The 12839-nt window shown below is 68.2% G+C and carries 13 protein-coding genes; 12 read left to right on the top strand and 1 reads right to left on the bottom strand.

The genetic code is table 11. The annotated features are described in order from the left end of the window. The first annotated feature begins 378 nt into the window (after positions 1 to 378). Together AC0IWM_RS23415 and AC0IWM_RS23410 are read left to right on the top strand one after the other, a co-directional pair. Positions 379 to 1311 carry an NAD(P)-dependent alcohol dehydrogenase gene (locus AC0IWM_RS23415; RefSeq protein ID WP_471759040.1) on the top strand — a complete coding sequence of 311 codons (933 nt, stop codon included), beginning with the start codon at positions 379 to 381 and terminating at the stop codon, positions 1309 to 1311. 2 nt (positions 1312 to 1313) lie between these two features. Further along, a complete protein-coding gene (locus tag AC0IWM_RS23410) occupies positions 1314 to 2021 on the top strand; it encodes a helix-turn-helix transcriptional regulator (RefSeq protein WP_471759038.1) in 708 nt (235 codons plus the stop codon). Between the two features lie 583 nt (positions 2022 to 2604). On the opposite strand, the gene AC0IWM_RS23405 is transcribed toward AC0IWM_RS23410, so the two are convergent. Next, on the bottom strand, positions 2605 to 3312 hold the full coding sequence (locus tag AC0IWM_RS23405) for a TetR/AcrR family transcriptional regulator (protein ID WP_471759042.1): 708 nt from the start codon (positions 3310 to 3312) through the stop codon (positions 2605 to 2607). 116 nt (positions 3313 to 3428) lie between these two features. On the opposite strand from AC0IWM_RS23405, the gene AC0IWM_RS23400 reads away from it, so the two are divergent. The 10 genes from AC0IWM_RS23400 to AC0IWM_RS23355 all read left to right on the top strand — a co-directional run. Then, a complete protein-coding gene (locus AC0IWM_RS23400; protein WP_471759036.1) occupies positions 3429 to 4307 on the top strand; it encodes an FAD binding domain-containing protein in 879 nt (292 codons plus the stop codon). After that, positions 4304 to 4828, top strand: coding sequence for a (2Fe-2S)-binding protein (locus AC0IWM_RS23395; RefSeq protein WP_471759034.1), 525 nt, complete (start codon positions 4304 to 4306; stop codon positions 4826 to 4828). Before AC0IWM_RS23400 ends, AC0IWM_RS23395 begins: the two co-directional genes overlap by 4 nt. Further along, positions 4825 to 7191 carry a xanthine dehydrogenase family protein molybdopterin-binding subunit gene (locus AC0IWM_RS23390; protein ID WP_471759032.1) on the top strand — a complete coding sequence of 789 codons (2367 nt, stop codon included), beginning with the start codon at positions 4825 to 4827 and terminating at the stop codon, positions 7189 to 7191. The genes AC0IWM_RS23395 and AC0IWM_RS23390 overlap by 4 nt, the downstream gene beginning before the upstream one ends. Before the next feature lie 80 nt (positions 7192 to 7271). Continuing rightward, positions 7272 to 8519, top strand: coding sequence for an ABC transporter substrate-binding protein (locus AC0IWM_RS23385; RefSeq protein WP_471759030.1), 1248 nt, complete (start codon positions 7272 to 7274; stop codon positions 8517 to 8519). Positions 8520 to 8545: 26 nt separating this feature from the next. Continuing rightward, on the top strand, positions 8546 to 9442 hold the full coding sequence (locus tag AC0IWM_RS23380) for a branched-chain amino acid ABC transporter permease (protein WP_471759028.1): 897 nt from the start codon (positions 8546 to 8548) through the stop codon (positions 9440 to 9442). A 12-nt stretch (positions 9443 to 9454) separates the two neighbouring features. Next, a complete protein-coding gene (locus AC0IWM_RS23375; protein ID WP_471759026.1) occupies positions 9455 to 10474 on the top strand; it encodes a branched-chain amino acid ABC transporter permease in 1020 nt (339 codons plus the stop codon). Next, positions 10471 to 11259, top strand: a complete 789-nt coding sequence (locus AC0IWM_RS23370) for an ABC transporter ATP-binding protein (RefSeq protein ID WP_471759024.1) — start codon at positions 10471 to 10473, stop codon at positions 11257 to 11259. The genes AC0IWM_RS23375 and AC0IWM_RS23370 overlap by 4 nt, the downstream gene beginning before the upstream one ends. Next, the gene (locus tag AC0IWM_RS23365) at positions 11252 to 11956 is read left to right on the top strand and encodes an ABC transporter ATP-binding protein (RefSeq protein ID WP_471759022.1); all 705 of its coding nucleotides are present in this window, start codon (positions 11252 to 11254) and stop codon (positions 11954 to 11956) included. The genes AC0IWM_RS23370 and AC0IWM_RS23365 overlap by 8 nt, the downstream gene beginning before the upstream one ends. 73 nt (positions 11957 to 12029) lie before the next feature. Then, positions 12030 to 12503 (top strand): SRPBCC family protein, encoded by a 474-nt coding sequence (locus AC0IWM_RS23360; protein ID WP_471759020.1) that lies wholly within the window; start codon positions 12030 to 12032, stop codon positions 12501 to 12503. 55 nt (positions 12504 to 12558) lie between these two features. Then, on the top strand, positions 12559 to 12839 hold a 281-nt coding region (locus AC0IWM_RS23355; protein ID WP_471759018.1), incomplete at its 3' end, for an aldehyde dehydrogenase family protein.

The following is a 12839-nucleotide window of genomic DNA, read 5'->3' as shown; positions in this document are numbered from 1 at the left end:
CTTCCGTCCCATGACAACATCCTCCACATGGCTCGAAGCCATACCTCAGGGAGGACCACTTTTCAGGAGGCAGGCCAATGTGGCCGAGGCGGTCAGGATCTTCCTCGGAATTTATCAGCCGCTGAATGCATGAAGCACGCGGCAGGGGGCGCCATCCTCCTCCTGGTCAGGGTATCGGGTTCAGCGACCTGAACCGGCTCAACGACCCTGACATTGGCCCCTGCATCCATCCGAGGCCGCGTCGGCGTAGGGCCGACGGGAAACCCATGGACTCGGACGACACCGGTCCAAGTGCCTCGCGGCGTCCTACACCACTATGGTGACAGTTTCTGGCACCATAGTGGTGTAGGACGCCGCCTCCATAAGGAAGGCCGGTTCATGAAACGCATCCAATATCACTCCTACGGCGGACCCGAGGTCATGCGGTTGGAGGCGTTTGCGCTGGGTCCCCTCGGCAAGGACGAGGTTGTTGTCGCGGTCAGCCATGCCGCACTCAATCCAATCGACTGGAAGGTCCGCAGCGGCGCGATGAAGATCGTGACCGGGCGATCCTTCCCGCGTGGGATGGGCCTGGACTTGTCCGGCATAGTCACCGCAGTCGGCCCCGGCGTGACCCGCTTCAAGGTCGGCGACGCGGTGTTCGGCATGGCGCGCTTCCAGGAGGCTGGATCCCTGGGCGAAGCCGTCATTGCCAAGGAAGCAGCGCTCGCGAAGAAGCCGGAGACCGTCTCCTTCGAGCAGGCCGCATGCCTAGGGACGGCGGGCGTCACGGCTTGGAATGGTCTCATCGACAAGGCGAAGCTGAGGCCTGGTCAGAGCGTCTTCATCAATGGATGCTCGGGTGCTGTCGGAGAGGCCGGGGTGCAGATCGCACGCATGTTCGGCGCCGAAGTGTCGGGCAGCTGTAGTGCCGAAGGGGTCGACCGCGCCCGCTCGCTTGGGCTCCGAACCGTCTACGATTACCGCCTCAGCCCTGCGTCGACGATTTCCGACGTGTTCGACGTGGTGTTCGATGCCGCCGGGACGCTGTCGACGGCGACGGGCATCGGCATGCTGCGCAAGGGCGGCACCTTCACCACGGTCGAGCCCACGCCGCTCCGGTTTATCCGGGCCGTGTTCGACCGACGGATGAAGCCGATCGTCGGCAAGCCGCGTGCCGACCTCCTCGACCGGTTGGCGAAGGCGGCCCATGATGGTGCGCTGTCCCTGCCGATTGCCGAAACCGTTCCGCTCGCGCAAGCCATCCCGCTGATCTCGGCCATCGAGGCGGGCCGCAAGCTGCGTGGCAAAGCCGTCGTCACAATGGGGTAGCCTTGTCGCGCAGTCATCGTCTCTTCGACATCCTGCAGATTCTTCGCGGCCACCGAGGGGTGGTGGCGGGCGCCGTGCTGGCGCGCGAGGCCGGCGTATCCCTGCGGACCATCCGCAGGGATATGGCGACCCTTCAAGCCATGGGCGCCGACATCGATGCGGAGGCCGGCGTCGGCTACGCCCTTCGCCCGGGCTTCTTGCTCCCACCGCTTTCGTTCACGGAGGAAGAGCTGAACGCGCTCGCCGTCGGCGCCGAATGGGTCGGCCGTCAGGCCGACCCCGCTCTGGCACAGGCCGTTCGAAATGCGCTCGGCAAGATCGAGAGCGTGCTGGCCCCGAACATGCGGCCGGCCCTCGACGACAGCAGTTTCTATGTCGCTCCCGACCCTCGCCCAGTCGCCGCAGGCCTCGTACTGGCGCAGTGCCGCCGGGCGATGCGCGAGCAGCGCAAGATGCGGCTTGTCTACCGCGAAGAGGACGGCGCCATAGAGGAAAGGATTGTCTGGCCCATCATGGTCGGCTTCGACGGATCCGAGCGAAGCTTTGCCGCCTGGTGCGAGGGGCGAGCCGCGTTTCACCTCTTCGACGCCGAGCGCATTGTGGATGCCGACCTTCTCACGGAGCGTTACCCCGGAAACCGTCGACAATTGGTCAAGGAATGGCGCAAAATCGCGGAAGGACTTTGCGCGAAAAATCTCCTGCGTCGATAATTGAGTTGCACATCAGATCGATTATACATGCGGCGGTCTGCTCCACGTGGCGACTGACGATAAGCAGACGCAGCCATCTCATGTACTATCCGATAAGTTCGTCTTTCTTCACGGCTACGGATGTAAGTTCAAACTGCGCGCGGAACGCGGCACCGAAGGCTGGCGGGCTCTTGTAGCCTGCTGCCTGTGAAGTGGCAGAGGGCCGCGCGCTCTAGCTTAAGGCGACATACGCCTCGATGAGACGAGCATGCCGGCGCCACTGGCTGAATGTCAGTCTCGTCTCGCACATGAATAGGCACTGACTATCCGTATCCGATTCAAAGCTTTCGTCTATCTTGAACCACGTTTATGGCACGTCTCGTGGCCTAAAATTCGGAAAGCAGCCAGACTGCTCTCCACCCGACCCGGTCGTAGAGCGAACGCGCGGACACCGACCCATTCTGGCCGTAGAATGGCCAGGCGGTTCCAATTACAGGCCTGCCTTAGAGACACACCGAATTTGTGCAAGTAAAGATCTTTCCTTGTGCCAATCGGCCTGCTTAAAATTAAGAGCCTTCGCCTAAAAATAGCTATATTTCAGCATTCAAGACGGCGAAGCATCTCTAACGCTATCGACGAAAATTGGCGCCGCGCCCCTCAAGAACGCTCCGACATCGTCGGCGATAACGTGTGAGAGGTCGTCGGGGATCGGCCATCCATACACGAACTTGCGAATGGCCAAGTAGAAGATTTTCCCGTGCAAGGCCCAGGCGGCCTCGGTCTCGCGCTCGGTCAGGGGCACGGTCTCGGGAGGAGGCAGATTCAGGTCCGCCCGCATCTCCGTGCAGATCGGATGAATCACCCGGTCGCGGATGATGGTGAGGTAGCGCGGGGCGATGTCGTAGCCCTTCAGGCCCGAGAACACGAAGATCCGCACCCAGACGTAGTCAAAGATCTTCTCAGCGTATTCCCGATAGAACCGCAGGATGCGCGTCTCGAGCGCCTGCGACCGGTCCTGCACCAAGCCGCCCCAGGCCGGGTTCCAGCGCTTGACGTAGATATGCTCGTAGACCCGGTCGAGGAGCGCCTCCTTGGTCGGAAAGTAGCGGAAGATCGCCGAATGCGTGATGCCGATCTCGCGGGCCAGTTCACGCGTCTGGCCGGCGAGACCGTGCTCCGCGAAGAACTGCGCCGCCGCCTCGACGATCTGCTGCTCGCGCTGCGCGGCCGGCAGGCGCCGCCGGCCGGCGGGCGCGGCTTTCTCCGACCCGGCGACGAACGCATCCGGGGCGCGGGCATCGGGACAATCCATGCTTCGTGACCGCTTGGTTATTTCTCTTGACGATGCCGTCCGACCCTGGATAGCTTGTAACCAAGCGGTCAACAACGAGTGATCGCACCGATATGCGACCTGTGGGAGGGACGCTGATGAAGGCGCGGGCCTTCGATTATCGCCGCGTGGCAAGCGTGGCGGAGGCACTCGACGCCCATGCGGCCTGTACCGGGGAGGCGCGCTACCTCGCGGGCGGCCAGAGCCTCCTGCCGGCCCTGAACCTGCGCCTCGACGCCCCGGATCTCCTCATCGACATCGGGCGGATCGAGGCGCTGCGCGGCATCGTCATCGACGGGGAATCCCTGCGGATCGGCGCCCTCACGCGCCATGCCGAGACCCTGGCATCCCCCCTCGTCGCCGCCCACGCGCCAATCCTGACCCAGGCCGCCGCCTACATGGCGCACCCGGCGATCCGCAATCTCGGCACGATGGGCGGCAGCCTCTCGCTGGCCGATCCCGCCGCCGAACTGCCGGCCTGCATGCGCGCCCTCGGTGCCACCCTGGAGATCACCGGGCCGAGTGGAATCCGAGGCGTGCCGGCGGACGACTTCTTTCAGGACCTCTACGAGACGGCTCTCGTCCCCGGCGAGTTGCTGACAGCCGTGCGGGTACCGCTGGCGGCATCCGGGTCGCGGATGCACTTCGCCGAGATCGCCCGCCGCCGCGGCGACTACGCTATGGTCGGGCTCGCGGCGAACCTCGTGCTGGCGGACGGCATCGTGACCGCGGCCCGTCTCGGGTTTTGCTCGGTGGGGCCGACGCCCATGCGGGCGCCCGCGACGGAGGCCGCGCTCAACGGCCGCCGCCTCGACGGATATGCCGTCGCGGCGGCCCGCGCGACTCTCACCGACGATCTCTCGCCGGACGACGACGACAGCCTCTCGGCGGCGGCCCGCATGCATCTCGCCCGCGTCCTGCTCGGCCGGGTCCTGGCCGCCCTGGGCGAGGGCGGAACCGAGGCGATGGCCGCATGAGCGCGCCGCAACTCCTGTCCCTCACCGTGAACGGCACGCCGGTCCGGCACTTCGTGGAGCCGCGCCTGTCCCTGGCCGATTTCCTGCGGGGCGATCTCGGCCTCACCGGCACGCATCTCGGCTGCGAGACCGGCGCCTGCGGCGCCTGCATCGTCAACCTCGATGGGCGACCGGTCCATGCCTGCCTGATGCTCGCGGTGCAGGCGGACGGGCTCCGGGTCGACACGATCGAGGGGCTGTCGGAGGCGGGTACCCTCGCCGACCTCCAGGCCGCGTTCCATTCTCGCAACGCGCTCCAATGCGGGTTCTGCACCCCCGGCATACTGGTGGTCGCGCAGGACTGCCTCGGGGAGTGGGCGGCGTCCGGCACCGTCCCGTCCCGGGAGGCGATCCGCGACGCGCTCTCGGGCAATTACTGCCGCTGCACCGGCTACGAGGCCATCGTCGACGCGATCGAGAGCGTCGCCAGGGCCCGCGCAGGCCGCTCTGACCCGCATTCCGGCAGGGAGGCGGCGATATGAGCGCGGCGGCCGACAGCCCGGGCGCGGGACGCTATATCGGGCGCGGTCTGCCGCGCCCCGGCGCGCGGCGCCTGCTGGCGGGACGGGGCCGCTACACCGACGACGTGGTGCTGCCCCGCATGCTCCACGCGGCCTTCCTGCGCAGCCCCTACGCCCATGCGCGGCTCGGCGCGATCGACGTCTCCGCCGCCGCCGCGATGCCGGGGGTCCACCGGGTGCTGACCGGCGCCGATTTTGAGCCCCTCTGCACGCCCTGGGTCGGGACGCTCAGTCACTTCAAGGGTATGCGTTCCGCGCCCCAGCGCCCCCTGCCCACGGACAAGGTGGTCTGGGCGGGCCAGCCGGTGGTGATGGTGATCGCCGAGACCCGCGCCCAGGCCGAGGATGCCCTCGAGGTGATCGATGTCGCGTTCGAGGAACTCGATGCGGTCGTGGACCTCGACGCGGCCCGTGCGCCGGAGAGCCCCGTCATCGACGTGGGCGCGCCCGACAACGTCCTGTTCCGAACCCGCATTGAGGCGGGCTCGACCTCCAGCGCCTTCGCGGGGGCCGAGGTCGTCTCGGTCGATCTGCGCTTCGGCCGCCACACCGCCGTGACCATGGAGCCGCGCGCGGTGGTCGCCGATTTCGACCCGAGCGAGGACCGCCTCACCGTCCACCAGTCGACGCAGACGCCCTACCAGTTCCAGGATCTCTACGCCCGCCACTTCGGCCTCTCGGAGGCTCGCGTGCGGGTGATCGCCCCGGATGTCGGCGGCTCCTTCGGGATGAAGCTGCATCTCTACCACGAGGACATGGCGGTGGTGGGCGCGAGCCTGCTCCTGAAGCGGCCGGTGAAGTTCACCGCCGACCGGATGGAGGCCTTCGCCAGCGACATCCATGCCCGCGACCACCGCGTGCGCGCGCGGCTCGCGGTGGGGCCGGATGGCGCGCTGCAGGCGATCGAGGTGGACGACGTGACGGCCGTCGGCCCGTTCTCGGCCTATCCGCGCACCAGCGCGGTGGAGGGCAATCAGGTCGTGCGCCTGATCGGCGCGCCGTACCGGCTGACCGATTACCGCGCCGACCTGACGGTGGTGGCCCAGAACAAAGTCCAGATGAGCCAGTACCGGGCGGTCGGTCATCCGATCGCCTGCGCGGTGACGGAGCGCCTCGTCGACCTCGCGGCGGACCGGCTCGGCCTCGATCCGTTCGAGATCCGGCGGCGCAACTACGTCACCGACGACATGTACCCGCACACCACCCCGAGCGGGTACCGCTTCGAGAAGCTCTCCCTCGCCACCTGCCTGGAGAAGCTCCACGACCTGATGGACTATTCGGCGCTGCGCGCGGAGCAGGCCGCCCTGCGTGCGAAGGGCATCCATCGCGGCATCGGCATCGCGACCTACGTGGAGATTACCAATCCGACGCCCGCCTTCTACGGCGTCGGGGGCGCGCACATCTCGGCGCAGGACGGCTGCGTTCTGAAGCTGACCCCCGCCGGCGAGGTGAGTTGCGCGATCAGCATCACCGAGCAGGGCCAGGGCAGCGAGGCGATCATCGGCCAGATCGTCGCCGAAGGCGTCGGCGTCGACCGCGACCACGTCCGGGTCCTGACCGGCGACACAGAGACCACGCCCTCCGGGGGGGCGACCTGGGCCTGCAGGGGCGCCGGTATCGGCGGCGAGACGGCCCTCCAGGCGAGCCGCAAGCTGAAGGGTCGTATTCTGGAGATCGCCGCCGCAATCCTGCAGGCGGAGCCCGGCAGCCTCGACATCCGCGACGACGCGGTGACGGACGCAAACGGAGCGCCCCGCATGACGCTGCGGGAGGTCGCCAACCTCGCCTATTACCGCTCGGACCTGCTGCCGCCGGACGTCTCTCCGGCCCTGACCGTGGCGCACCACTTCGCGCCGCGCGGCTATCCATTCGCCTTCACCAACGGCATCCACGGCAGCCTCGTCGAGGTCGATGTCGAGACCGGCTTCGTCACGATCCTCAAGCACTGGGTCGTGGAGGATTGCGGGCGCGTCATCAACCCGCTCCTCGTCGACGAGCAGATCCGCGGCGGCGTAGTGCAGGGGCTCGGCGCCGCCTTCTTCGAGGAGTGCCGCTACGGCGAGACGGGCCAGCTCCTGAATGGGTCGATGTCCGACTACCTCGTGCCCATGGCCTGCGAGATGCCCGACATCGTCATCGCCCATGTGGAGACGCCGACCCTGGACACCGAACTCGGCGCCAAGGGCTGCGGCGAGGCGGGCACCGCCGCCTCCAGTGGCGCGGCCCTGAACGCGGTCAACGACGCCCTGCGCCCCCTCGGCGCCGGCATCTCCCAGCTTCCCATGACACCCGAACGCATCCTGAGGGCGCTCGACGTGATCTGATCCACCCCGGACGCACTTCGCCACCCGGATTTCGCGACGCGGACCGCCTTCACGAGCCCGCGCGACGACAGGAGGAAACCATGATCGTACAGGGTTCGCGACATAGCTCCGTCTCGCGCCGGACGCTGGTGCGTGGGTTGGCCGCCACGGGCGCGCTGGCGGGTATCGGGATGCCGTTCATCGCCCGCGCCGCCGAGCCGATCCGCATCGGTTTCCCGACGCCGGTCACCGGCCCGTTCGGCGCCGAGGCCAAGGATCAGATCCGCTCGGCCGAACTCGCCGTGAAGCAGTTCAACGAGGCCGGCGGCTCGAATGGCCGGATGGCCGAACTCCTGGTCCGTGACGACAAGCTTAACCCCGGCGAGGCCGCGACCCGGACGCTGGAACTCATCGAGAAGGACAAGGTCCACTTCATCGTCGGGGCGCTGTCGAGCGCGGTCCAGCTCTCGGTCAACGAGATCACCCGCTCGCGCAAGGTCCTCTACGTGTCGATCAGCCAATCCGACACGATCAACGAGGCCAAGGATTTCAGCCGCTACACCTTCCACGAGGCGCTGAACCCGCACATGACCACGGCGGCTGTGGCGAAACATGCCTTCAGGAAGGGCACCCGGGTGGCCTACCTCGTCGCCGACTACGCCTATGGCCACGAGATGCTGCGGGGGTTCAAACGCGCGGCCGCAGCCATCGGCGCCGAGACGGCCGGCGAGATCCTGCATCCGTTCGGCGCGCCGGACTACTCGACCTTCATGCCGCGCCTGCGCTCCATGCGCCCCGACATCCTGTGCATCTGCAATTTCGGGCGCGATCAGGCCAACAGCATCAAGCAGGCGAATGATTTCGGGCTGAAGAAGGCCGCCCGCATCGTCGTGCCGGTGCTGCTGCACAACCAGCGCCTGGCGGGCGGTGCCGACGCCTTCGAGGGCGTGGTGGGGGCGAGCAACTATTACTGGCGCCTGGAAGAGACCGTGCCCTCGGCCAAGGCCTTCAACGACGCCTTCCGGGCCGCCTACGCCAACGCGATCCCGACCGATTACGGCGCCTACGGATACACGGCCGTCCGCTCCCTGCTGATGGCCGTGAAGGCGGCCGGCGATACCGACACGGACAAGGTCATCGCGGCCCTGGAGGGCCTGACCTACGACGTCGCAAAGGGACCGGAGCGCTACCGCGCCTGCGACCACCAGGCGATCCAGTCCGTGCTCATCACGGAGTCGCGCAAGAAGTCCGAGATGCAGGGGGAGGCGGACCTGTTCCGCATCCTCGAGGTCGAGGCCGGCTCCGAGGCCGCCCTTCGCACCTGCGACGAACTCGGCCACCGGGCCTGATCGGGTGCCATGAGCGGGATCCGGCCATGACCTCTGCCCTCGCCGCCTTCGACCTCGAACTCGTCGCGATGCAGCTGTTCTCGGGTGTGGCGCTCGGCGCCGTGTTCGTGATGCTGGCGCTCGGCCTGTCGATCATCTTCGGCATGCTCGGCATCGTAAATTTCGCCCATGGGAATTTCTTCATGGTCGGCGCCTACGCGGGTGTCTTCGTCATGGAGCGCACGGGCAGCTTCTGGGCGGCGCTGCTGGTCGGACCGCTCATGGTCGGGGCCCTGGGTCTCCTGATCGAGCGTTTCCTGATCCGGCCGCTCGCCGGCCGCTCGCCGGACGATCCCCTACTCCTCACCTTCGGTCTCGGCTACGTCCTGGTAGAGGGCGTGCGCATCCTGTTCGGCTCGGACGGACGGCCCTTCGCCACCCCGGAGGAACTCTCCGGGGTCGCCGATCTCGGCATCGGCTACTTCCCGATCTACCGGCTCTTCGTCGTCGGCGTGGTGGCGCTGGTGCTCGTCGTCCTCTGGTACGGCCTCGAGCGGACGCGGCTCGGGCTGATCGTGCGGGCCGGCGCCCACGACCCGGAAATCCTCAGGGTACTCGGCATCGACATCCAGCGGCTCTGGCTGTGGGTGTTCGGCCTCGGCATCGCGCTCGCGGCCCTGGGCGGCGTCCTCGCCGCGCCGATGCGCTCGGTCAATCCGGAGATGGGCAACGTGGTGCTCGGCGAGGCCTTCGCCGTCACAGTGATCGGCGGCATGGGCTCGCTCATGGGCTCCGTCGTCGCCGGCCTCCTCGTGGGGATCGTGGTGTCGATGACCGCGCTGGTCGCCCCCGAGATGGCCAGCATCGCCATGTTCGCCTTCATGGCCCTGGTTCTCCTGATCCGGCCCCAGGGCCTGTTCGGCAAGCCCGGCCTCGGTGTCTGAGGGAGACCGCACATGCAGACCCTCGACCAGACCGTCGTCGACGCCCCTCCGGGGGCGATGAAGCAGCGGCGCGCCCCACGCGTCTCCGGCGGCTTCTCGCGCTGGCGCGCGCCGCTCTCGATCCTCGCGCTCCTGACCCTGCCGTTCCTGCTCCCCTCGCAGGCGCTCGCTGTCAACGTCCTGATCTACGGGCTCTACGCCGTCGGCTACAACCTGCTCTACGGCTATACCGGCCTCCTGTCCTTCGGGCACGCGGCCTTCTTCGGCACGGGCGCCTACGTCACCGGCATCGCCATCGGCGCGTACGGGCTCCATCCGCTCCTGGCGATGGGTCTCGGGACGGTCGCGGCGAGCGCGTTGGCGCTCACGGTCGGGGTCGTCTCGATCCGCTCGCGCGGCATCTACTTCGCCATGGTGACCCTGGCCCTGGCCCAGCTCGTCTACTACGCCGCGCTCCAGGCCTCGTCCTGGACCGGCGGCGAGAACGGCCTGCGCGGCTTCACGGTCTCGCGGATCGAGCTCGGGCCTGTCTCCCTCGACATCCTCGATCCCCTCGTCAAATACCTCTTCGTGCTGGCCTTCGTGGGGGCGGCCCTGGCGCTGATTTCGCGCATCCTCGCTTCGCCCTTCGGGGCGGCCATCGAGGCGATCCGCGAGAACGAGACCCGCGCCCGCGCCTGCGGCTTCGACGTGGAGCGCTCGAAGCTCCTGGCCTTCGTCCTGTCCGGGCTCTTCTGCGGCCTGAGCGGCGCGCTCTCGGCGATCCACCTCTCGATCGTTCCCCTCGACAGCCTCGCCTACCACACCTCCGGCATGGCGGTGGTGATGACGCTGGTGGGCGGCGCGGGCACCTTCTTCGGCCCCTTCGTCGGCGCCCTGGTGGTGCTGGTCCTGGAGGATGTGTTCAGCCTCTGGACGCCCCACTGGCAGCTCGCTCTCGGGACCGTGTTCATCCTGTTCGTGCTGTTCCTGCCGCGCGGCCTCTGGGGCTCGGCCCTGGAACGCCTCGCCTTCCGCCGGGGTCGCTCATGAATCCGGTTCCGCAATCTCCGAACCTGCAAGCTCCGATTCTGGAGGTCGAAGCGCTCGGCCGCCGCTTCGGCGCGTTCACGGCTCTTGAGGAGGTCAGCGCGGTCTTCGGCAAGGAGCGCATCACCGCCATCATCGGCCCGAACGGGGCCGGCAAGAGCACGCTGTTCAACCTGCTCTCGGGCGCCCTGGCGCCCACGGCCGGGCGCCTCCGCTTCGGGGGCCGCGACATGACGCGGGTGCCCCAGGCCAGGTTCGCGCATCTCGGCATCGCGCGCTCCTACCAGATCACGAACGTCTTCCCGCGCCTGACTGCTCATGAGAACCTGCGGACGGCGATGCAGGCGCGGAGGAGCCGCTACGACTTCTGGAGCCGGCGCGACGCTCTGACCGGCCTCGTAGAGCGGGCGGATGCGTTGCTCGCCGATATCGGCCTGGCGGACCGGCGCGACCGTCCCGCCGCGTCCCTCGCCCATGGCGAGCAGCGAGCCCTGGAGATCGGCATCGCCCTGGCGAGCGACCCCAAGCTCCTGCTTCTCGACGAGCCGACCGCCGGGATGGGGCCGGAGGAGACCAAGGAGATGGTCGCCCTGCTGCGCCGCCTCGGCGAGACGCGCACGATCCTCCTCGTGGAGCACAAGATGAAGATGATCCTAGGCTTGTCCGAGCGCATCCTGGTGCTGCATCACGGCCGGCTCATCGCCGATGGCAGCCCCGCCGAGATCCAGGCCGACCGCGAGGTGCGGCGCGTCTATCTCGGCCAGAGCGGTGGGTACGGCCATGCTTGAGATCCATGGCCTCGACGCGTGGTACGGCCCGAGCCACGTCCTGCATGGGCTCTCCCTCGACGTCCGGGCCGGCGAGATCCTGGCCCTGGTCGGCCGCAACGGCGCGGGCAAGACCACGACCATGAAGGCCGTGATGGGCCTGATCCCGAAGGTCGGCGGCAGCGTCCGCTTCCTCGGCGAAGAGTTGCTCGGCCGCCCCGCCCATGTCCGCTTTCCCCTGGGCCTCGCCTACGTGCCCGAGGACCGGCGCATCGTCCCGGGCCTGACCGTGCGGGAGAACTTGAAGCTCGGCCTCCTGCGCGCGCCGCGCACGATCAAGGAAGGAGCGGCGATCGCCGAGATCTCCGAGACCTTCCCGCGGCTGGCCGAGCGCCTCGACCAGATCGCCGTGACGATGTCGGGCGGCGAGCAGCAGATGCTCGCCATCGCCCGCGCGATGATCGCGCGGCCCAAGCTCATCCTGCTCGACGAGCCGTCGGAGGGCATCATGCCGGTGCTGGTCGAGGAGATGGGCCGCCTGTTCGTCGCCCTGCGCGACCGGGGCGTCACGCTGCTCCTCGTCGAGCAGAACGTCGAGTGGGCCCTCAACCTCGCGAACCGCGCCGTGATCATCGACCAGGGTACCGTCGTGCACGAGAGCTCGGCCGCCGCTCTGCGCGCCGACACCGAGATCCAGGATCGGTACTGCGCGGTCTGACGGAGCGCGTGATCGATCTCAGAGGCCGGCCGATCCGCGCCGGCAGCGGCGCGAGCCGGCCAGGGAGAACAACATGGATATCACCGGCGAGTACCGAATCGCGGCGTCCCGCGAGACCGTCTGGGCCGCCCTCAACGACCCGGAGGTGCTGACGCTCTGCATCCCCGGCTGCAAGGAACTCATCCAGGCCTCGCCCGAGGAGATGGCCGCCAAGGTCGCCCTGAAGGTCGGCCCGGTCTCGGCCACCTTCGCCGGCACCGTCCGGCTGGAGGATATCCGGCCCCCCGAGGGCTATACCCTCGTCGGCCAGGGCAATGGCGGCATGGCGGGCTTCGCCAAGGGGCGCGCCGTGGTGAACCTCACGGAGGATGGCCCCGACACCATCCTTCGCTACGCGGCGAAGGCCGAGATCGGGGGCAAGATCGCCTCCCTTGGCGGTCGCCTGATCCAGGCCACGTCCCGCAAGCTCGCCGATGAGTTCTTCGGCAAGTTCGCGAACCGCCTCGGCGCACCCGCACCGGAGAGCGCGGCCCCGCCCCCCCCCTGACCAAGCCCGCAACGCGCCGCGCCTCCGAACACCCCGCACAGGACACGAGACGACCATGCCCACCGCGATCCAGCATTACATCGGCGGCCAGCTCGCCCCCGGCACGGCCACGCGCTCTGCCCCGGTCTTCAACCCCGCCACCGGCGAGGAGACCGGTCGGGTCGCCCTCGCGGACGCTTCGGACGTGAACACGGCGGTCGCCGCCGCCAAGGCGGTGGCCCGCGACTGGGCGCACACCACGCCCTTGCGCCGCGCCCGCATCCTCAACGCCTTCCTGCGCATCGCGGAGGAGCGCACCGACGAACTCGCCGCCCTGATCACCGCCGAGCACGGCAA

The organism is Methylobacterium sp. AC433 (assembly GCF_979253015.1).
This window is presented reverse-complemented; position numbering and strand designations above follow the sequence as displayed.